This window comes from Actinacidiphila sp. bgisy160, from assembly GCF_057707815.1.
Genome location: NZ_JBYIQW010000006.1, coordinates 69,679 through 89,648, shown reverse-complemented (window position 1 = coordinate 89,648; position 19,970 = coordinate 69,679). Strand labels below are relative to the sequence as shown.

Below are 19,970 nucleotides of genomic sequence, written 5' to 3'. Positions count from 1 at the left end.
CTCCTCGTGGTCCTCGGCCGATGGACGGAATCCGGCGGATCTCACCGTACCTGCCCCAACCGTCCGCACGGGAGTGGGCACGGTCAACAGTAGGCCGCGGCCCGGTAAATCCCGAATGCGCCGTGCTCAGCTCCCGCCGGCTGAGCCCAGGGTCAGCTCCACGGCGCGCTGCTTGCCGTCCCGCTTCAAGGTCAGCTGCAGCGTGTCGCCGGGCCGGTGGGCGCGGATCCGCACGATCAGCTCCTCGCCGCTGTGCACCCGCTTGCCGTCGATGGCGGTGATCACGTCGCCCGGCTCGATGCCCGCCTTGGCGCCCGGGCCGTTCGGGGTCACCGAGTCCCCCTCGCCCTGGCCCTCGGGGCTGACCTGGGCGCCGTCGCCGGAGTACTGCAGGTTGATGCTGACGCCGATCACCGGGTGGGTGGCCTTGCCGTCGTTGATCAGCTGCTCGGCCACCCGCTTGGCCTGGTTGACCGGGATCGCGAAGCCGAGGCCGATGCTCCCGCCCTGGCTGCTGTTGCCGAAGGGGTCGGAGCCGCTGTCCGCCGAGCGGATGGCGCTGTTGATCCCGATGACCAGCCCCTTGGCGTCGACCAGCGGACCGCCGGAGTTCCCGGGGTTGATCGGGGCGTCGGTCTGGATGGCGTCGACGTAGCTGACGTCGCTGCTGCTGGTCTCCCCGCCCGCGGTGATCGGGCGCTGGGTGGCGCTGATGATGCCGGAGGTCACGGTGCCCTCGAGGCCGTACGGGGCACCGATGGCGACGACCGGGTCGCCGACCTGGGCCGCGTCGGAGTCGCCGAGGGTCAGCGGGTGGAGTCCCGCGACGCCGCCGACCTTGATGACCGCCAGGTCGTAGCCGGTGTCGTGACCCACGATCGTGGCGGGCTTCACCTGGCCGCCGTTGAAGGTCACCGAGATGGTGCCGCTCTTGGCGACGCTCTCCACCACGTGGTTGTTGGTGAGGATGTGGCCCTCGCCGTCCAGCACGAAGCCGGTGCCGGTGCCCTCGCCGCCGTCGCCCTTGACGTGGATGTAGACGACGCCGGGCAGGACCTTGGCCGCGATGCCCGCGATGCTGTCCGGGGCGCGGGTGCCGGCCCCCGCGGTGGCCTGCGGCAGGGTCACGTCCGGCGTGCCGCCGTTGTCGTGGACGTAGGCGCCCAGCACCCCGCCGACGCCCCCCGCGATCAGGGTCACGGCGATCAGGGCGGCCGCCAGCGGGGCACGGCGGCTCCCCGAGGGCTGGGCGGGACGCCGCGGGCCCGCGGCGGCGCCCGGGGGCGCCCAGGGGTCGTAGCGGTGCCACTGGCCGACGGACAGCGGGGCCGGGGGCGCCGGCGGGCCGCTGGGCGGCGGGGGTGCGGGGTGGTGCGGCGGTGCCGCGCCGGCGGGGGGCTGCACCGGCGGCGCGGGCGCCCAGGGGCCGGGCTCGCCGTACGGCGGGGTGTCGTACGCGTCAGTGGCGTGCCGGGGGGCCGCTCCGGCGGAGGGCCCGGCGGGTGCCTCGGGGACCGCGTCCGGGGCGGGCCCGTCCCGCGGCTCAGGGGGAACCGGCGCGACCGTCTCCGGCCTGCTCCACCACTTCGGCCCTTCGGCCTTCCCCTCGTCCACGGTGCTCCCCTACGACGACCAGTCCTCCCTGGATTGAACCAGGAGTCGGCGCCGCCCGCAGCCGACCGCTCAGCGGGTCACGGGGAAGTGGCCGACCAGGGGGACGACCGAGTCGAGCGGAACGGGCGCGGCCGGGGAGTCCGCCGCGCCGCTCGGCGGGGTGGCGGAGACGGACGGGCTCGCGGTCGCCGGCGGGGCCACCGCGGGTGCCGGGGTGACGCCGGGAAGCACGGATGCGGCCGGGGCGGGGAGTGACCGGCCGTCCCCGGACAGACCCAGCGGCCGGGTGAGCGTACCGGGGGGCACGTGGCCGTCGGGTGCGGCGACGCCGTACGGGTGCATGCCGCGGGAGACGGGGTGCAGCAGGTCGCTGGTGGCCGTGCTCCACACGTCGGCGGCCGCGCGGGCGGTCTCGCCGGTGAGTGGAGCCGCGGGGGTGCCCGCGCCGCTGCGGGAGAGCGGGGTGCCACCGGCTGCGTCGACCGCGGCTTCCAGCGGCAGGGCGCCGCCGAGCGCGATGGCCGCCATGGAGACCGCGCCCGCCGCGGCGAAGGCGAAGCGGCGCCGGCCGCGGACCGCGGCGGCGGACGAGGCGGGGCCGAGGGGTGCGGCCCCGGCGCCGGAGCGGCCGCTCTCGTGGATCCGGAAGCCGCGGGACACGGAGGCGGACAGGGGCAGCGAGAACTCCTCGCGCGCCTTTCCGAACAGGTCGCCGCCGAGGCGTTCACCGCCGAGGCTGGCCGTCTCCATCAGTCCGCCGTCGCCGAACGGCCCTCTTCCGCCGTCCCCGTCACCCCCGGGCAGCTCCTGGAGGCGGGCGAGCAGGCCGGCGGAGAGGGCGGGCGGCGCCGCGGCGGCCACCACGTCCTTCATCCGGCGCTGCTCGTCGGCAGCGGTCTTGCAGTCGGGGCAGGTCGCCAGGTGCGCGAGCACCCGGTCGCGGGCGTCGTCGTGCAGCTCACCGTCGACGAAGGCGGCGAGATGGTCACCCAAGTGCTGGTCGGCACACGTGAAGTGCCGGCTGACACCGCTGCTCACGTGCTCCCGCCCTCCAGGGCCGGCCGGCCGGTGGCCAGGACGGGCGCACGGCCCGGACGGGCGGCCGGCGCACGGTGCTCCAGCGCCTTGCGCAGGTGCGAACGACCGCGGTGGATACGGCTGCGCACGGTGCCCAGCTTCACGCCGAGCGTCGCGGCGATCTCCTCGTACGACAGGCCCTCGATGTCACAGAGCACGACGGCCGCGCGGAACTCCGGGGCGAGGGTGTCCAGCGCCTGCTGGATGTCCGCGTCGAAGTGGGTGTCGGCGAAGTGCTGCGCGGGGGACGGCTCGCGGCTCGGCAGCCGCTCGGCGGCGTCGTCGCCCAGGGCGTCGAAACGGATGCGCTGACGGCGGCGGACCATGTCGAGGAAGAGGTTGGTGGTGATGCGGTGCAACCAGCCCTCGAAGGTGCCGGGGGTGTACGTCGACAGCGAGCGGAAGACCCGGACGAAGACCTCCTGGGTGAGGTCCTCGGCGTCGTGCTGGTTTCCGGTGAGACGGTACGCGAGGCGGTAGACCCGGGCACTGTGCGTACTGACGATCTCCTCCCAGGAAGGGGGGGTCCATGCCTGACTGTCCCCGTCGGTGGCGAAGGTCGCGTTGGCGGCCACAGTCGCGGACTCGTCGGTGCGCGGACGTTCGTCAGCTGTATTGGTCACGGATTTCGGCTCGCCGGCCGACCTGCGGAAGCGCGAGAGCACTCCCCGGTGACCCGCCGCAGCCGCACCTCCCCTGTCGGCTCTGGTGGTGTCCAGTAGAGCCCCTACCATAGCCACCTCGCCCGTTAGCTCCGGATAAATGCCGGGCTCATCGCTCCCGGCTCCTGTGGTTCAGGTCTGTCGCAGGTACCAACGAGCGGTCCCATCTGCGGGTTCCCGACCGCAACGGATACAGTCGCCAGGCGGGCTGCAACCGTCAGGCGGACAGGAGAGGGCAATTACCGGCAACCGGCAGGCGAGCTGGGCGTTCGCGGACGCTTTCGTCGCCGAGGACGACGCGCTGATACGAGCCCGCGGGCGAGCTCGTGAGGCAGGGTTGCGCCCCGTCTCCCCCGGCACCGGCGCGGCGCTGCGTCTGCTGGCCGCCGCCACGGACGCCAAGGCGGTGGTGGAGATCGGCACCGGCACTGGGGTCTCCGGCATCCACCTGCTGCACGGCATGCGCCCCGACGGCGTGCTGACCACCGTCGACACCGAACCGGACCGCCAGCAGCTCGCCCGCACCGCCTACCGGGAGGCGGGGTTCGCGGGGAACCGCGCCCGCTTCATCCCCGGCCGGGCGCTGGACGTCCTCCCCAGGCTCGCCGACGGCGGCTACGACCTGGTGTTCTGCGACGGGGACCGGCTGGAGTACCCGGACTACCTGGGCGAATCGTTGCGCCTGCTGCGTCCCGGCGGACTGGTCTGCTTCGAGGGGGCCTTCGCGCAGGGCCGCTCCATGGACGCCGCCCACTCCGAGCCGGAGGTGATCCGGCTGCGCGAACTGATGCGGACGGTACGGGACAACCCGGCCCTCGCCCCCGTCCTGCTCCCGACCGACGACGGCCTGCTCTGCGCCGTACGGCGCGGCTGACCATTCCCCCGCCCGGAATGCACCCGTTTCCGGGCTGGCGCACCAAAGGGCAAACGCGGAACGGACAAACAAGTGGGCCCCCGGCGCATGCCGCCAGGGGCCCAAGGCTTGGATTGGCCGGTTGTCAGGCGATGGCCTTCTTCAAAGCCTCGCCGAGTGCATCCGCCTCGTCCGGAGTCAGCTCGACGACAAGCCGTCCGCCGCCCTCGAGCGGAACGCGCATGATGATGCTCCGCCCCTCCTTGGTCACCTCGAGCGGGCCATCACCCGTCCGCGGCTTCATGGCCGCCATGCTCGTTCCCCTTCCTGAAACCAGCTCTTCGCACACGGTGGCCCAGGCGCCACCGGACTCGAACACATTGGTTCTCGGCCATTATCCCGCATCGGGTGACCTGATGACCAACATCGGTTCCCATCCGTTCGAGAACCCTGTCCCGCAAAACCGTCCATTTCGGTGATCGCACTCTCCGGCGCGTTTGACGGAGGTCACATGTCCGCGCCGGGCGATCTCCGGCATGCTGACCCCGAACGTGAGCCGCGACGAAGGGGACCACATGGCCGACACCGTGCTGTACGAGGTGAGCGACGGGCTCGCCACCATCACCCTGAACCGCCCCGAAGCGATGAATTCGCTGAACGTCGAGACCAAGGTCGCCCTGCGGGACGCCCTGCAGACGGCGGGCGCCGACACCGCGGTGCGGGCCGTGCTGCTGACCGCGAACGGCAAGGCTTTCTGCGTCGGCCAGGACCTCAAGGAGCACGTCGCACTCATCGCCGAGGCCGGCGGCGGGCCGGGGGGCGTGATGTCCACGGTGCGGGAGCACTACAACCCGATCGTCACCGCGATCGCCACCATGCCCAAGCCCGTCGTCGCGGGGGTCAACGGGGTCGCCGCCGGAGCGGGCGCGGGCTTCGCCTTCGCCTGCGACTACCGCGTGGTCGCCGACACCGCCGCCTTCAACACCTCCTTCGTCGGCGTCGCCCTGACCGCCGACTCGGGGGCCTCCTGGACGCTGCCCCGGCTGGTCGGCCGCAGCCGCGCCGCCGATCTGCTGCTCTTCCCGCGCACGATCGGCGCGCAGGAGGCGTACGAGCTGGGCATCGCCAACCGTCTGGTGCCGGCCGGCGATCTGGCCGCCGAGGCCGTCTCGGTCGCCCGCCGGCTCGCCGAGGGCCCGACGGTGGCCTACGCGGCGGTCAAGGCCTCCATCGCGTACGGCGAGGAGCACTCGCTCCTGGACACCCTGGCCAAGGAGGACGAGTTGCAGACGGCCGCCGGCGCCTCCGAGGACCACCGGATCGCCGTCGAGGCCTTCCTGAAGAAGGAGAAGCCCCGCTTCCTGGGCCGCTGATCCGGGCGGCGCAGGCGCGCCGGGGCGCCCGGGGCGCTCAGCGGCGGGCGCAGCAGCCGGCCAGGTGGTCGTCCACCAGGCCGCAGGCCTGCATCAGCGCGTAGGCGGTGGTGGGGCCGACGAAGCGGAAGCCGCGCTTCTTGAGGTCCTTGGCCAGCGCGGTGGACTCCGCCGTGACGGCCGGCACGTCCGCGACGGTGCGGGGTGCCGGACGTCCGGCGGGATCCGGCGCGTACGACCAGACCAGGGCGTCCAGGCCGCCCTCGTGAGCCTCGCGCAGCGCCAGGGTGGCGCGCGCGTTGGCGACGGCGGCGTCGATCTTCGCGCGGTTGCGGATGATGCCGGTGTCGGCGAGCAGCCGCTCCCGGTCCTCGTCGGTGAAGGCGGCGACGGCATCCGGGGAGAAGCCGGCGAAGGCCTTCCGGAAGCCCTCGCGGCGACGCAGGATCGTGATCCACGACAGGCCCGACTGGAAGGCCTCCAGGGACAGCCGCTCGTAGAGGGCCCCCTCGCCGTGCACCGGGCGGCCCCACTCGGTGTCGTGGTACTCGACGTAATCGTCGGTGGACAGCCCCCACGGGCAGCGCGCCAGGCCGTCCGGGCCGGTCACCACGTCGCCGTCGCTCACAGCTCGCTCCCCGGGGCACGCGGGTCCTCGGGGGCTCGCGGAACGTCGTCGGCGTCCTTGACCAGCGAGTGGCCGCCGAGCCGGGTGGCGTGGGCGCCGGCCAGCGCGGCCTCCAGGTCGGCGATGTGGGCGTCGCGCTGGGCCAGTTCCGCGCCGAGGCGCTCCAGCACGTCGTCGACGTCCACCATGCGGTAACCGCGTACGGTCACCGGCAGGCGCAGCCGCTCGACGTCCGCGCGGCCCACCGGCCGCTCCGGCGGCAGCCGGTCGTCCACCCGGTCCGGCTCCACGTCACGGAGCACCCCGCCGTCGCCGAGCACCGCGAGGGCGACCGCGGCGACCACCGCGACCAACGCGATGAGCAAGAACCAGAACAAGACCTCTCCCGGGGTCGGCCCGACGTGTACGCCACGATCGTGCCACGTCGCGCCGTGCGCGCGGTGTGCGGTCGGCGACTATCTTCGATCGGCGTACGACATTTCGAGGGAGGCAGGCGCGACATGCTGCGGCTGGGCACACGGGAATTCGGCGAGCACGAGCCCGTGATCATGGCGATCGTGAACCGGACGCCGGACTCGTTCTACGACCAGGGCGCCACGTTCACCGACGCACCGGCCCTGGAACGCGTCGAGCGCGCGATCGCGGAGGGTGCCGCGATCATCGACGTCGGCGGGGTGAAGGCGGGCCCGGGCGAGGAGGTCTCGGCTCAGGAGGAGATCCGCAGGACCGCCGGTTTCGTCGCCGAGGTACGCAGGCGCCACCCCGACGTGGTGATCAGTGTCGACACCTGGCGCCACGAGGTCGGCGAGGCGGTCTGCGAGGCCGGCGCGGACCTGCTCAACGACGCCTGGGGCGGCGTCGACCCCCGGCTCGCCGAGGTCGCCGCGAAGCACGGCGCCGGCCTGGTCTGCACCCACGCGGGGGGCGCGCGGCCGCGGACCCGGCCGCACCGGGTGGGCTACGAGGACGTGATGGCCGACATCCTGAAGGTGACCGTGGGCCTCGCCGAGCGGGCGGCCGCGCTCGGCGTGCGGCGGGACGGCATCCTCATCGACCCCGGCCACGACTTCGGGAAGAACACCCGGCACTCGCTGGAGGCGACCCGGCGGCTGCCGGAGATGAGGGCCACGGGCTGGCCGGTGCTGGTCTCGCTGTCCAACAAGGACTTCGTGGGCGAGACCCTGGACCGCCCTGTCAAGGATCGGCTGATCGGCACCCTGGCCACGACCGCCGTCTCGGCGTGGCTGGGCGCCCGGGTGTACCGGGTGCACGAGGTCGCCGAGACCCGTCAGGTGCTGGACATGGTGGCCTCGATCGCGGGACACCGGCCCCCGGCGGTCGCCCGGCGGGGGCTGGCGTAGGGCCCGCAGGTCAGTCGCCGATCTCCTTGGTCACCAGCGCGACCGCCTCGTCGACATCGTCCGTGACGTGGAGCAGTTCCAGGTCGACGGGGGAGGCCTTGCCGCCGGCCACGACGGAGTCGCGGACCCAGTCGACCAGGCCGCGCCAGTAGGCGGAGCCGAACAGGACGATGGGGAATTGCGTGACCTTGCGGGTCTGGACCAGCGTCAGGGCCTCGAAGAGCTCGTCGAGGGTGCCGAAGCCGCCCGGCAGGACGATGAACCCGGAGGCGTACTTGACGAACATCGTCTTGCGGACGAAGAAGTAGCGGAAGTTCACGCCGATGTCGACATAGGGGTTGAGACCCTGCTCGAAGGGCAGCTCGATGCCCAGCCCCACCGAGACTCCGCCGGCCTCGCAGGCGCCCCGGTTGGCCGCCTCCATCGCGCCGGGGCCGCCGCCGGTGATGACGGCGAAACCGGCCTCGGCCAGGGCGCGGCCGATGCGGACGCCGGTCTCGTAGTCGGCCGTGCCCTCCGCCACCCGGGCGGAGCCGAAGACGCTCACCGCCCTGCCGAGTTCGGCGAGCGCGCCGAAGCCCTCGACGAACTCGGACTGGATGCGCATCACGCGCCACGGGTCGCTGTGGACCCAGTCCGATGGTCCGCGGGTGTCCAGCAGCCGCTGGTCGGTCGTCGACTTCTGCACCTGGCCCCGGCGCCGCACCACGGGACCGGTCTGGCGCTCGGGCCAGCCGCGCCCCATGGGGCGGCCCTCCGCCGCGGCTGTCTCGGCGGCGGCCGCCTCCTCCGCGTCACTGTCCATGTCGCGCTCCTTTCGCTGCCGTCCGGTCAGGGTACGACCGCGTCCGCCGGGCGGATCAAGAACGCGCCGCTGAATTGCTCGTTACGACAGCCAGGCGCGCAGCTTCTCCTCCGCCTCCAGGACGTCGGCGACGGCGACGTGCTCCTCGCGGGTGTGGGCGAGCCTGGGGTCGCCGGGGCCGTAGTTCACCGCCGGGACACCGAGGGCGGAGAAGCGCGCGACGTCGGTCCAGGCCTCCTTGGGCGCGGGCTCGGTGCCGATGGCCTGGACGAAGGCGGCCGCCACCGGGTGGGACAGGCCCGGCAGGGCTCCGGGGGCGCTGTCGGTCAGCCGCACGTCGTAGCCCTCGAAGACCTCGCGGACGTGGGCGAACGCCTCCGCCTCGGAACGGTCGGGGGCGAAGCGGAAGTTGACGATCACCGCGCAGGAGTCGGGGATCACGTTGCCGGCGTGACCGCCCTCGATCATGACCGCGTTGAGGCCCTCGCGGTAGGTGAGGCCGTCAACGACCGCCTTCCGCGGCTCGTAGGCGGCCAGCCGGGCCAGCACGGGCGCGGCCTTGTGGATGGCGTTCTCGCCCAGCCAGCTGCGCGCGGAGTGGGCGCGCCGGCCGGTGGTCTCCACGCGGACCCGCAGGGTGCCCTGGCAGCCGCCCTCGACCTTGGCGCCGGTGGGCTCCAGGAGGACGGCGAAGTCCCCGGCCAGCCACTCCGGGTGGTACTCGGCGAGCCTCCTCAGTCCGTTGCGCTCCGCCGCGATCTCCTCGGCGTCGTAGAAGACGAAGGTCAGGTCGCGGCTGGGCGCGGTGAGGGTGGCGGCCAGTCGCAGCTGGACGGCGACCCCGGACTTCATGTCGGAGGTGCCGCAGCCCCACAGGACCCCGTCCCCGTCGAGGCGGGAGGGCACGTTCTCGGCGATCGGCACGGTGTCCAGGTGCCCGGCGAGCACGACCCGCTCGGCTCTGCCGAGCCGGGTGCGGGCGACGACGGCGTCCCCGTCCCGGTCCACCGTCAGGTGCGGCAGGGCGCGCAGGGCGCTCTCCACGGCGTCCGCGAGCGGCTTCTCGGCGAGGCTGACGGAGGGGATGTCGACGAGTTGCGCCGTCACGGCGGCGGCGTCCTGACTGAGATCGAGCACGGGCCGTTCCATGCCGCCGACCCTACCGGGGGCCGGACGGGGCCCCGGCACAGCAGGCTTCGGTACGGTGTGCGCGTGCCGAAGCCACCGTCGACCTCGACACCCGCCGCACGCGCCCCCCGCAGGCGGGGGCGCGCAGCCCGTCTGGTCACCGCGGGCCTGGTCCTGCTGGGGGTCGCGGGCTACGCCGCGTACCACCTCGTCGGCGTCGGTCCGCGCCGCCCGGCCTGCACGGTCACCACGGAGGCCGGCAGCCTGACGCTGGAGCCGCAGCAGGCGGCGAACGCCTCGACGATCGCCGCGGTGGCGACCTCGCGCGGGCTGCCGGAGCGGGCGGTGACGATAGCGCTGGCCACGTCGATGCAGGAGTCGGCGCTGCGCAACCTCGACCACGGCGACCGCGACTCGGTGGGGCTGTTCCAGCAGCGCCCTTCGCAGGGCTGGGGCACGGCCGCACAGATCATGGACCCGGTCTACGCCTCCAACGAATTCTTCGACGGGCTGGTGAAGATCCACGGGTATTCCCGGCTCCCCCTCACGGTGGCCGCGCAGAAGGTGCAGAAGAGCGGCTTCCCGCAGGCGTACGCCAAGCACGAGGGGGACGCCGCGCTGCTGGCCGGCGCGCTGACCGGCCGGCACGCCGGGGCGCTGAGCTGCGTCACCGCGAAGGCCGCGGGGACGGTCTCCGGGGGCGACCCGGCGAAGGTGCGGGAACGGCTGGTGCGGGAGTTCGGGGCCGATGTGGCGCCGCGGACCACCGAGACGCCCGCGGACCCGGACGGCGAGTTCGCGCGGGACGCCAAGAACGGTGCGCGGGGCGGCCATCCGGCGCGGCGCACGGTGGCCGTGCCGTCCGCCCCGGCGGGGAACGAGGAGCGCGGCGACGAACGCCGGCGGGGCTGGGAGCTGGCCCAGTGGGCGGTGGCCCACGCGCATGAACTGAAGGTGGAGAAGGTGTCCTTCGACGACCGCGAGTGGTCGGCGAAGGCATCCGAACGGGGGTGGACGGCGTCGAATTCCGGCGCCGCGCGCGAGACCGCGGGCGACGTCAGGATCACCGTCGCGCAATAGTGCGGGCATTCACCCCCAGGCGGGTGATTGATACGCCAAACCCATCAGATGTGAATCCCCTCGTTCGGGGGTGCGAAAAAAGCTTCTGATCTAGGGCTGCGACGTTTCCGCGGCACTTCCGGCTCCGTCCGAATTGCTCCGCTTCACCACCCCGGGAATCCGTCCGCATTACCAAGTCTTTACTCTTGGCGGCCGCAACCTCCGACCCCCTTCACGCGGTAGTCACGACGTCCGCCCCGCGGACATGTCACGTCGAAACCGTCGTCTCTCCGTAAAAGGAGCACCATGTCTCTCCCCCTCGCGCGTCGGATCGCCCGGGCCGCCCTGCTGGTCGGCGCGGCCGCGGCTCCTCTCATCGGTGCCGGTGCCGCGTCCGCCGCCGAGCTGCCGCAGGTCGGCGACCTGGGTGGGCTGACCAACGTGGACAAGACCCCCGAGCTCACCGGCACCGTGAACGGCGTGGCCAAGCAGTCCGGCGCCGTGAAGACCGTGCAGGAGGCGCTGCCCGTCACGTCGGGCACCGTCGGCGGCCTGGCCAAGAGCGCCCAGCCGGCCGCCGGGGGCGCCGCGACGCAGGTCGCCAAGACCGTCGGCGGCGCCGCCCAGGAGCTCGGGAGGACCGCCGAGGGCTCCGGGCTGCCGGGCGGCCTGCCCTCCGCCGGCCGGCTGCCCGTGCAGGGGCTCCCCATCGGCGGCTGACCCCCCACAGCGGCGCCGAAAGGGCCCGGGGAGCGGTGCTCCCCGGGCCCTTCGCGCCGTCGTGGTGACCTCGCGGCTCAGGAGGACAGCCGGCGCACCGCCGCCGCCACCCGCTCGTCGGTGGCCGTGAAGGCAACCCGGACGAACCGCTCCCCCGCCGCGCCGTAGAACTCGCCGGGCGCCACGAGGATGCCCTGCTTGGACAGATCCGCGACGGTGTCCCAGCAGGACTCGTCGCGCGTCGCCCACAGGTACAGGCTCGCCTCGCTGTGCTCTATCCGGAAGCCGGCGGCCTCGAAGGCCTCCCGCAGGGCCGCCCGCCGCCGCGCGTAGCGCTCCCGCTGCCGGGCCACGTGGGCGTCGTCCCCGAGCGCGGCGACCGTGGCGGCCTGCACCGGGGCGGGCGTCATCATGCCGCCGTGCTTGCGGATCTGCAGCAGCTCGCCGAGCACCGCCGGGTCTCCGAGGAGGAAGGCCGAGCGGTAGCCGGCCAGATTGGAGCGCTTGGACAGCGAGTGGACGGCCACGATGCCCTCGTAGGAACCGCCGCAGACGTCCGGGTGCAGGACCGAGACCGGGGCGGCGTCCCAGCCCAGCTCCAGGTAGCACTCGTCGCTGAACACCAGCACGCCGTTCTCACGCGCCCAGGCGACGGCACGGGTCAGCTCGTCCTTGGACAGCACACGACCGGTGGGGTTGGAGGGGCTGTTGAGCCACAGCAGCCGCAGCCCGGCCGGGTCGGGCTCGGTCGGGTCGTCGTAGACCACCGGCTCGGCGCCCGCCAGCCGCGCCCCGACCTCGTACGTCGGGTAGGCCAGCCGCGGGTGGGCCACCTTGTCGCCCGCCCCGAGGCCCAGTTGGGTCGGCAGCCAGGCGACCAGCTCCTTGGAGCCGACGACCGGCAGCACGTGCGCGTCGGTCAGCCCGGCGGCGCCCAGCCGCCGGGCGGCCCATCCGGTGATGGCGGCGCGCAGCTCGGGCGTCCCCCACACGGTCGGGTACCCGGGGCTGTCCGCCGCCCCCGCCAGGGCACGCTGCACGATGTGCGGGACCGGGTCGACCGGGGTGCCGACCGACAGGTCGACGATGCCGCCGGGGTGCGCGGCGGCCGTGGCCTTGTACGGTTCGAGCCGGTCCCACGGGAAGACGGGGAGTCTGGACGAGACTGGCTGCGCCACGGTGGTGCTCACTTTCCGTTCCTCGCAGGCCCGCGGCCTGCCGCTGCCTGGAACACGGCGGTCCCGCACGGCGCCGTGCCGTGCGGGACCGCCCGCGATTCTCGGGTCACTCGCCCTGCGGGGGCAGGGCGGCGATGAAGGGGTGGTCGCGCTCGATCAGCCCGAGCTTGGAGGCACCACCGGGCGAGCCGAGCTCGTCGAAGAACTCGACGTTCGCCTTGTAGTAGTCCTTCCACTCCTCCGGGGTGTCATCCTCGTAGAAGATGGCCTCCACCGGGCAGACCGGCTCACAGGCTCCGCAGTCGACGCATTCGTCCGGGTGGATGTACAAGGACCGCTGGCCCTCGTAGATGCAGTCGACGGGGCACTCCTCGATGCACGCCTTGTCCTTGACGTCGACACAAGGCTGCGCGATGACGTAGGTCACGCTGTCGTTCCTCCTCGATAGGGCTGTCTCGCGCGGGAGCGCGGCGTCGTCGATGCCCGCCCCTAGTATCTCCGTTCTTGGGCAGCAGACGAACAGGAGGGGCGGTCATGAGCATGGATTTCACCGCCGGAGGCCGGCTCGAGGTGCGCATAACCCCTTCTGACGTGGGCAAACGCGTTTCGGTACGCAGGATCGCGGAGATCGTCGAGGGACGGCCGGTGTTCGCCGACGCCGTCGGTATTCTCACATCGTGGGACGAAGGGGTGCTTGTTGTCACCCGTCGGGACGGCGAAAACGTCCACATCGCGGAATCGTCCCTGGTGGCGGGCAAGATCGTGCCCGACGCACCGGCGCGTCGCGGCGCCCGCGCGCCCCGCGCGACGGCCCGGGAACTGCAGGAATCCGCCAGCCGCGGCTGGCCCGCACCGGAGACCGCCCGGCTGGGCGCCTGGACGCTCCGGGCCGCCGGCGGCTTCACCCGGCGCGCCAACTCCGTGCTGCCGCTCGGCGATCCCGGTGTCCCGCTGACGGAGGCCGTCGCGCGGATCGCCCGCTGGTACGGCGACCGCGGCCTGCCGGCGTACGTGCAGGTCACCACGGGTAGCGAGGACTCCGACCAGACTCTGGCGGAGGCGCTGGACGGCCTCGGCTGGACGGCGGAGGGCCACGCCCTGCTGCGTACGGCCGCCCTGGCGCCGATCGCGGACCTGCCGGGCGCCGAGGCCGTGTGCCTGTCCCGCGAGGCCGACGCGGCATGGCTCGCCCGCTACCACCGCACGGGTGGCCTGAGCGACGCGGCACTGAAGGTGCTGAGCGGTGGCCCCTCGGTGTGGTTCGCCACGGTGCCGGGAGACGGCGACATCGCCGGCACCGGGCCCGCGGCGATCGGCCGCTGCGTCGTCGACGGCCGGTTCGCCTCCTTCGGAGCCGTCGAGGTGGCCCCGTCCCACCGGCGGCGCGGACTGGCCCGGGCCGTGATGGCCGCGCTCGCCCGCAAGGCCCTGGACGAGGGCGCTTCCGGCGCGTACCTGCAGGTCGAGACCGGCAACGAGGGCGCGATCGCCCTCTACGACCTGATGGGCTTCACCACCCACCACGCCTACCACTACCGGCGCGGCCCGCTGTCCGCGGGAGGGTGAGCGACCCGGTATGGACGACGCCATCAGGCAGCGCTTCGCCGAGGCCGCCCGCGAGCCGCGCCCCGACCTCGCGGACCTGTGCCTGCTCATCGGGGCCGCGGCCGACCCTTCCCTCGACGAGGCCGGGACGGACGCCGCGCAGATGGAACTCGACCGCCTCGCCGGGCTCCTGCCGTACGGCCTCGCCGCCCCCGCCGACTGGGCCGCCGCCGCCGCCGAACTCCTCGGCCGCCGCTGCGGGTACCGCGGCTCCCCCGCCGACTACCAGCGGCTGGAGTCCTCGCTGCTGCATGAGGTGCTGCGGCGGCGGCGCGGGCTGCCGATCCTGCTGTCGGTGATCTGGATGGAGGTCGTCCGGCGGGCCGGCGGGCCGGTCCACGGGGTGGCCCTCCCCGGGCACTTCGTCGTGGGCTTCGGCGACCCCGCGGGCGGGTTCGTGCTGGCCGACCCCTTCAACGGCGGCCGGCGGCTCGGCGAGGAGGACGTGCGCCTGCTGGTGGCGGGCGCGACGGGGACCGCGCCGTCCCCGGCGATGCTGGAGCCGGCGGATCCGCTGGACATCGTGCTGCGCGTGCTCAACAACATCCGTGCCTGGGCCTCGGCGCGGCCGGAGCACCTGGCCACGCAACTGTGGGCGGTCGAGCTGGCGCTGCTGCTGCCGCACCATCCGGCGCGGCTGCGCTTCGAGCACGCGCAACTGCTGGTGCGAAAGGGGGACTTCGCGCGGGGCGCGGCGGAGATGGAGGCGTACGCGGACGTGCTCGCCGAGGCGGAGCCGTCCGCCGCGACGGCGTTGCGGCGACAGGCGCGGGCCGCCCGCGCGCTCCTGAACTGACCACGTAGGGGTGCGAACGGTGCTGGTGGTCCCGGTCGGCGGTGCTGGGTGCCGGGGTGCCGCCGGTTCTCGGGCACGGGTTCGTCTCGCGCCCTTCGGGCGCGAGTCGGACGGGGAGCCGAACCGGCTAGAGCCAGCCGCGCTCCAGCGCGATGCGGACCACTTCGGCGCGGTTGCGGGCCGCGGTCTTCTGGATCGCGGTGGACAGGTAGTTGCGGACGGTCCCCTCGGAGAGGTGGAGGCGGCGGGCGATGTCCGCGTTGAGGGACCCGTCGGCGGCCGCGCGCAGGACGTCGCGCTCCCGCGGGGTGAGGGGGTCGGCCCCCTCCGACAGCGCGGCCGCCGCGAGCACCGGGTCGATGACCTTCTCCCCCCGCAGCACCCCGCGCACCGCCTCCGCGAGTTCCCCCGCGGGCGCGTCCTTGACCAGGAACGCGTCGGCGCCCGCCTCCATGGCGCGGCGCAGGTACCCGGGCCGGCCGAACGTGGTGACGATGACGACGCGCACCCCGGGCAGTTCCGCCCGCACCGCGGCAGCCGCGTCGAGGCCGGTCATCGCGCCGGGCATCTCGATGTCGAGGAGGGCGACCTGCACGCCCGCGGCGCGGGCCGCGCCGACGACGTCCTCGCCGCGGGCGACCTGCGCGACCACCTCGATGTCGTCCTCAAGCCCCAGCAGCGCTGCCAGGGCCTCCCGCGCCATCGCCTGGTCCTCCGCCAGCAGCACCCGGATCATGGGCGTGAGCGTAGTCGGCCGGGACGACGGCGCGGAGGGTGAAGCCGCCGTCCGCGGCGGTCTCCAGACGGCCACCGGCGAGCTCCAGGCGCTCCTCCAGGCCCGTCAGGCCGTTGCCCCGCCGTGTGCCGCCGGGGCCGGCGCCACGGCCGTCGTCGGCGACGGTGAGCCGTACCGTGCCGTCGTCCTCGGCCACGGTGACCGTGCAGCGGGAGGCGCCGCTGTGCCGTACGACGTTGGTGACGGCCTCGCGCAGGGCCCAGGCCAGGGCTCCCTCGGCCTCCGGGGTGAGCGGGGCGGCCACCGTCGCGGGCAGCCCGGCGCGGACGCCGGCGGCCCGCAGGGCGCCGCGGGCGCCGGCGAGCTCGGCGGCCAGGGTGGGCATGCGATAGCCGCTGACGGCCTCCCGGACGTCCACCAGGGCCTGCCGGCTGACCCGCTCGATGTCGGCGACCTGCGCGGCGGCGTCCTCGGGGCGGCCGGGCAGCATGCGTCCGGCCAGTTCGCTCTTGAGGGTGATCAGCGACAGTGAGTGGCCGAGCAGGTCGTGCAGGTCGCGGGCGAGCCGCAGCCGCTCCTCCGTGGCGGCGAGCTGGGCCACCGCCGCCCGGGCCTCGCGCAGTTCGCGGGTGGTCCGCACCAACTGGCGCACCCCGGTCATGGCGTAGCCGCCGAGCAGGCACGGCACGAGCAGCGAGATCACCAGGCCCTCGCCCGCCCCGGTGAGTCCCGCGACGCCCGCGAGCACCGCCGTGACCGGTGGGATCGCCCAGTGCGCCTGGCGGCTGGGCAGCACCGCCCCGCAGCCCACGGCGAGGTAGACGAACAGGACGAGGAAGTCGTCGCCGAGGGTGAGGGTCATCAGCAGGGCCAGCGCGCCGAGCAGCAGGAGCTGCCCGTACACCCGGCGCGGCTGGTGTTCGGCGTTGGTCCGCAGGAAGACGATGCCCAGGTAGACGGCGACGAACGCGGCGAGCCCGAGCCAGCCGAGCACGGTCGCGGTGAGGCCGCGGCCGCCCTCGGCGAGATCGCTGACCGGGGCGCCGAGGTAGAGCATCCACATGGCCACCCAGACCAGCTTGATCAGGGCCTGGCGGCGGTTCTCCGGGGCCCGGCCGATCGCCGGGGCGTTCCGGGCCTCGGCGGCCTCCGGCTGCTGCGTCGCTCCGACGGCCACGTTCCTTCTCCTCTCAGGTCCTCGCGGTGTCCTTGCGGTACATCCAAGCGGCTGTCCCGCCGGACACCAGCCCGTAGACCAGCAGCACGGCGATGTCCCTCGCGTGCGGGGCCCGGCCGAGTTCGACGGCCTGGCCGAGTGCCGCGTACGGGCGGGCCGGCAGCAGGTTCGCGATGTCGCGCAGCCAGCCGGGGAAGGAGTCGAAGGGCATCCACAGGCCGCCGAGCAGCGCGAGCCCGAAGTAGGCGATCATCGCGACGGGACGGGCGGTCTCCGCCGAGGCGACATAGCCGATGGCCACGCCGAGCGCCGCGAAGACGAAGCTCCCCGCCCAGCTGGTGAGCAGCACCCCGGCCCACTGCCAGGCGGCCATCCGTACGCCCTTCAGGGCGCCGCCGGCGAGCAGCACGAGCACGATGGAGGGCAGGCTGACCGTGGCGGCCGCGGCGATCTTGGCCAGGACGTAGCCGCGCCCGGGGAGGGCGGTGAGCCGCAACTGGCGCACCCAGCCCTTGTCGCGCTCCCGGGCGATCCGCTCGGAGTTGCCCATGAGCACGGCGGTCATGGCGCCGAAGGCGCACATGGCGACCATGTAGTACGGCACCATCGCCGCCTTCTGGCCCGCCGTCAGGATCATGAAGAGCAGCACCGGGTACAGCACCGAGAAGTTGCCGGCGCCGTTGGGGCCCAGGAGGGCGACGGTCTCACCGGGGTGGAGGGTCAGGCTCAGGTCGTCGACGGCCCGGACCTGACCGAAGCTCTTGCTCACGTGGGTGAACACTGTTGCGGTCATGGCAGCAGCGTCGCGGACGGCGGGGTGCGCGCGGCAGTGCCGGGCGTCCTGTCCCGCGGATGACAGATGTCATGGGTGTGGTCCCGGTACGGGTACCGGGGCCACACCTCTCACACGCGGATCGCGCGACCTGGGGTCAGGACGTGCCCTCGATGGTCACCGTCTTCTTGGCGGTGTCGGTGGTCTGCAGCGCGGGCAGCATCGCGGAGGCGACGTCCTCGGGGGTGACGGCGGTCTTGCTGCCGTCACCGCGTTCGACCAGCACACCGTCGAAGGCGCCGCCGTACAGGCCCTTGAGCACCTTGCGGTCGATGTACGGGGTCAGGTTGCCGTCCTGGTCCGGCACCATCGTGAGGATCTGCGACAGCGACTTCTGCGGGCTGAACGGGACGGGAGCCCCGGCGCCCGCCCGGACCATGACGAACCCGGACATGGCCGTCTTCCCGAAGCCGTTGACGGCCTCGTCGAGCGCCTCCTGGGTCACCTTGGGCTGGACGGTGGTGACCTTCAGGCTCACCGCGCCCGCCTTGCCGGTGGCGACCTGCGTGGCGTAGGCGGCGGTGACGGCGTCGATCGATGCGGCCGCGTCCACGCCCTGGTGGGGCTTGCCGGGGACCGCGACGGCCTTGCCGTTCACGAACTTGACCATGCCCTCGGAGCCGGAGCCGCCGAGCCCCTGGGAGAGCTTCTCCAGCTGGGCGCGGAGCTTCTCGCTGTCCGTGGTCAGCACGGGGTCGGCGGCGCGCGAGACGCCGAACAGAGAGCCGATGACGGTGACCGGGTTGTAGTCGCGGTGCGCCACGTTGCGGACGGTCGCGTCGGTGTCGAAGACGAGACCGGCGGCCGCGGGCTTGAGCGACTTGCGCTCGTCGCCGATGGTGACGGTGAGCGGGGCGTTCTTGCGGGAGCCGAGCGCCTGGTCGAGGAGCGCGACGGCCTGGTCCTTGGACTTGCCGCCGATCCCGACGCCGTAGACGGTGGTGCCGGCCGGCACGTCGGAGTGGTCCATCAGCAGTCCGGCGCCGTAGGCGATGCCGAGCAGGCCGAGCACGCCGACGCCCACCAGTATGAGCTTGGAACGGCCCTTGGCCTCGCGCTCCGCGGTGCTCTGCCGACTCGCCGGCGCCGCCGGCTCGTCCTGCTCGAAGCGGTACATCTCGCCGCCGGGCGGGGCCTGCCGGTTGGCGGAGGGCCCTGCGGGGGGAACCGCCGGGATGCCGCCGACGACGGTGTCGCCGGACAGCCGCTCGCCCGCGGAGGGCGGGAACGGCGTGGGGTAGGGCGAACGGCCGGCCGCGGGGGCCGCCGGGGGCACCCTCATCTCCCCGGTGACCGGGCCCGCGGTGGGCCCGGCCGGCGGCTGCTGCCCCGGGAAGGGCACGCCGGCGCCGGGACCCTTCGCCGGGCCCGCACCGGGGCCGCCGGGGAAGGCGCGCGGCGCCGGGGCGGGGCGTCCGGGACCGGCCGGGCCGCCGGGACCACCCGGGCCGCCCGGCGCCACGGGGCCACCGGGACCGGCCGGGCCACCTGGCGCCACGGGGCCGCCGGGACCACCCGGGCCCGCGGGGCCGACCCCGCCGTCGTTCAGGTACGGGATGCCGCCGCGCCGGGGTCCGGCGGGTGCGGCGCCCGGCCCGGGGGCCGGTCGGCGGTCCGCCGGGCCGGGCTGGGCGGGGATGTCGCCGCGTTGCATCGGCTGGGTGACCTCGGGGGCGGCGAACTCCTGCGCCGCCTCGGGACCGGGCGCCGGGGCCGGCGCCGGGGCGGCCTTCCGCGGCGCGAACCAGTCGCTCGTCGGCTTCTCGCTCTTCGGCGCGGGAGCCGGCTCCGCGGCGGGCTCCGGCGCGGGCGCCGGGGCGCCCTGACCGGCCCCGGTGCCGCCGCCGACGGTCCAGCCCGCCGGCAGGGGGGCCGACTCGGCCGCGGCGGCGGCCGGTGCGGACCCGGTGGGTGCCTCGCCCTCCGCGCCGCCCTCGACGGGGGTGCGGACGACGACCGGCGGGATCGGCCGGGACCCGGGGATGTTGATGCGCACCCGGGTGGTCAGCGTGGTCTCGGTCTTGGTTTCCTCTGCGGCGGGAGCGGCAGCGGGCTCCCCGGCCGCGGCCCCGTCGCGCGGGCCCTCCTGCGGATGCAGCGACGGAAACGGTCGGGTTCCGTACGGCGGGGTACCCGACGGGTACGCGGCTCCGCCCCGGCCCTGGGGGCCGGGGGACGGACGATCAGTTTCACGACTCAAAGCAGGCTCTCCCGGTTCGCTTCGCCACCCGTCACGGCCTTTCCGCGGGTGGCCCGGCGGCGCGCACCACCATACTGGGCGCCGCGTCGAAGCCGCCCGCCCGCCGGATGGAGACCGCCCTGATCAAAGGGGCTTATGTGACGCCAACCGCCAAAACGGGCGACGC

Annotated in this window: 21 protein-coding genes; 7 read left to right on the top strand and 14 right to left on the bottom strand. The window is 74.1% G+C overall.

All coding sequences use genetic code 11. The annotated features are described in order from the left end of the window. Positions 1–126: 126 nt before the first annotated feature. The 3 genes from AC3EUJ_RS08135 to sigE form a co-directional block, all read right to left on the bottom strand. Positions 127–1,614, bottom strand: coding sequence for a S1C family serine protease (locus AC3EUJ_RS08135; protein WP_431960335.1), 1,488 nt, complete (start codon positions 1,612–1,614; stop codon positions 127–129). Between the two features lie 69 nt (positions 1,615–1,683). Then, positions 1,684–2,652, bottom strand: coding sequence for an anti-sigma factor family protein (locus AC3EUJ_RS08130; RefSeq protein WP_431960334.1), 969 nt, complete (start codon positions 2,650–2,652; stop codon positions 1,684–1,686). Then, a complete protein-coding gene (sigE, locus tag AC3EUJ_RS08125; protein WP_431960333.1) occupies positions 2,649–3,425 on the bottom strand; it encodes an RNA polymerase sigma factor SigE in 777 nt (258 codons plus the stop codon). The genes AC3EUJ_RS08130 and sigE overlap by 4 nt, the downstream gene beginning before the upstream one ends. 136 nt (positions 3,426–3,561) lie before the next feature. On the opposite strand from sigE, the gene AC3EUJ_RS08120 reads away from it, so the two are divergent. Beyond that, positions 3,562–4,227: an O-methyltransferase gene (locus tag AC3EUJ_RS08120; protein ID WP_431960441.1), complete on the top strand. Its 666-nt coding sequence runs from the start codon at positions 3,562–3,564 to the stop codon at positions 4,225–4,227. 124 nt (positions 4,228–4,351) lie between these two features. On the opposite strand, the gene AC3EUJ_RS08115 is transcribed toward AC3EUJ_RS08120, so the two are convergent. Further along, a complete protein-coding gene (locus tag AC3EUJ_RS08115) occupies positions 4,352–4,519 on the bottom strand; it encodes a DUF3117 domain-containing protein (RefSeq protein WP_018561471.1) in 168 nt (55 codons plus the stop codon). Between the two features lie 262 nt (positions 4,520–4,781). On the opposite strand from AC3EUJ_RS08115, the gene chcB reads away from it, so the two are divergent. After that, positions 4,782–5,579: a 2-cyclohexenylcarbonyl CoA isomerase gene (gene chcB, locus AC3EUJ_RS08110; protein WP_431960440.1), complete on the top strand. Its 798-nt coding sequence runs from the start codon at positions 4,782–4,784 to the stop codon at positions 5,577–5,579. Positions 5,580–5,616: 37 nt separating this feature from the next. On the opposite strand, the gene AC3EUJ_RS08105 is transcribed toward chcB, so the two are convergent. Together AC3EUJ_RS08105 and AC3EUJ_RS08100 are read right to left on the bottom strand one after the other, a co-directional pair. Beyond that, the gene (locus AC3EUJ_RS08105; RefSeq protein WP_431960332.1) at positions 5,617–6,207 is read right to left on the bottom strand and encodes a DNA-3-methyladenine glycosylase I; all 591 of its coding nucleotides are present in this window, start codon (positions 6,205–6,207) and stop codon (positions 5,617–5,619) included. Continuing rightward, positions 6,204–6,584, bottom strand: coding sequence for a cell division protein DivIVA (locus AC3EUJ_RS08100; RefSeq protein ID WP_431960331.1), 381 nt, complete (start codon positions 6,582–6,584; stop codon positions 6,204–6,206). Before AC3EUJ_RS08100 ends, AC3EUJ_RS08105 begins: the two co-directional genes overlap by 4 nt. Before the next feature lie 123 nt (positions 6,585–6,707). Between AC3EUJ_RS08100 and folP the strand changes: the two genes are divergently transcribed. Then, the gene (folP, locus tag AC3EUJ_RS08095; protein WP_431960330.1) at positions 6,708–7,568 is read left to right on the top strand and encodes a dihydropteroate synthase; all 861 of its coding nucleotides are present in this window, start codon (positions 6,708–6,710) and stop codon (positions 7,566–7,568) included. A gap of 10 nt (positions 7,569–7,578) precedes the next feature. Here folP and AC3EUJ_RS08090 read toward each other — a convergent pair whose 3' ends face one another. Both AC3EUJ_RS08090 and dapE read right to left on the bottom strand, forming a co-directional pair. Beyond that, entirely contained in the window at positions 7,579–8,313 is a 735-nt protein-coding gene (locus AC3EUJ_RS08090) for an LOG family protein (RefSeq protein ID WP_431960439.1), read from the bottom strand. Positions 8,314–8,454: 141 nt separating this feature from the next. Then, the gene (gene dapE, locus AC3EUJ_RS08085) at positions 8,455–9,522 is read right to left on the bottom strand and encodes a succinyl-diaminopimelate desuccinylase (RefSeq protein ID WP_431960329.1); all 1,068 of its coding nucleotides are present in this window, start codon (positions 9,520–9,522) and stop codon (positions 8,455–8,457) included. 63 nt (positions 9,523–9,585) lie between these two features. Between dapE and AC3EUJ_RS08080 the strand changes: the two genes are divergently transcribed. Continuing rightward, entirely contained in the window at positions 9,586–10,581 is a 996-nt protein-coding gene (locus tag AC3EUJ_RS08080) for a VldE C-terminal domain-containing protein (protein WP_431960328.1), read from the top strand. A 285-nt stretch (positions 10,582–10,866) separates the two neighbouring features. Then, a complete protein-coding gene (locus tag AC3EUJ_RS08075) occupies positions 10,867–11,280 on the top strand; it encodes an ATP-binding protein (RefSeq protein ID WP_431960327.1) in 414 nt (137 codons plus the stop codon). 77 nt (positions 11,281–11,357) lie between these two features. Here AC3EUJ_RS08075 and dapC read toward each other — a convergent pair whose 3' ends face one another. Beyond that, on the bottom strand, positions 11,358–12,470 hold the full coding sequence (gene dapC / locus AC3EUJ_RS08070) for a succinyldiaminopimelate transaminase (protein WP_431960326.1): 1,113 nt from the start codon (positions 12,468–12,470) through the stop codon (positions 11,358–11,360). Positions 12,471–12,564: 94 nt separating this feature from the next. Next, positions 12,565–12,885 (bottom strand): ferredoxin, encoded by a 321-nt coding sequence (gene fdxA, locus AC3EUJ_RS08065; protein WP_018561461.1) that lies wholly within the window; start codon positions 12,883–12,885, stop codon positions 12,565–12,567. Between the two features lie 113 nt (positions 12,886–12,998). Between fdxA and AC3EUJ_RS08060 the strand changes: the two genes are divergently transcribed. Beyond that, on the top strand, positions 12,999–14,024 hold the full coding sequence (locus tag AC3EUJ_RS08060; protein WP_431960438.1) for a GNAT family N-acetyltransferase: 1,026 nt from the start codon (positions 12,999–13,001) through the stop codon (positions 14,022–14,024). Between the two features lie 10 nt (positions 14,025–14,034). Then, positions 14,035–14,859 carry a transglutaminase-like and tetratricopeptide repeat-containing protein gene (locus tag AC3EUJ_RS08055; RefSeq protein WP_431960325.1) on the top strand — a complete coding sequence of 275 codons (825 nt, stop codon included), beginning with the start codon at positions 14,035–14,037 and terminating at the stop codon, positions 14,857–14,859. A 127-nt stretch (positions 14,860–14,986) separates the two neighbouring features. Here the strand turns inward: AC3EUJ_RS08055 and AC3EUJ_RS08050 are convergent, their stop codons facing one another. The 4 genes from AC3EUJ_RS08050 to AC3EUJ_RS08035 all read right to left on the bottom strand — a co-directional run bounded on the left by AC3EUJ_RS08050 (position 14,987) and on the right by AC3EUJ_RS08035 (position 19,600). Further along, positions 14,987–15,595, bottom strand: coding sequence for a response regulator (locus AC3EUJ_RS08050; RefSeq protein WP_431960324.1), 609 nt, complete (start codon positions 15,593–15,595; stop codon positions 14,987–14,989). After that, positions 15,525–16,772 carry a sensor histidine kinase gene (locus AC3EUJ_RS08045; RefSeq protein WP_431960323.1) on the bottom strand — a complete coding sequence of 416 codons (1,248 nt, stop codon included), beginning with the start codon at positions 16,770–16,772 and terminating at the stop codon, positions 15,525–15,527. The genes AC3EUJ_RS08050 and AC3EUJ_RS08045 overlap by 71 nt, the downstream gene beginning before the upstream one ends. Positions 16,773–16,785: 13 nt before the next feature. After that, entirely contained in the window at positions 16,786–17,565 is a 780-nt protein-coding gene (locus AC3EUJ_RS08040; protein WP_431960322.1) for an ABC transporter permease, read from the bottom strand. 136 nt (positions 17,566–17,701) lie between these two features. Then, the gene (locus AC3EUJ_RS08035; protein ID WP_431960321.1) at positions 17,702–19,600 is read right to left on the bottom strand and encodes a VanW family protein; all 1,899 of its coding nucleotides are present in this window, start codon (positions 19,598–19,600) and stop codon (positions 17,702–17,704) included. Positions 19,601–19,970 lie beyond the last annotated feature (370 nt).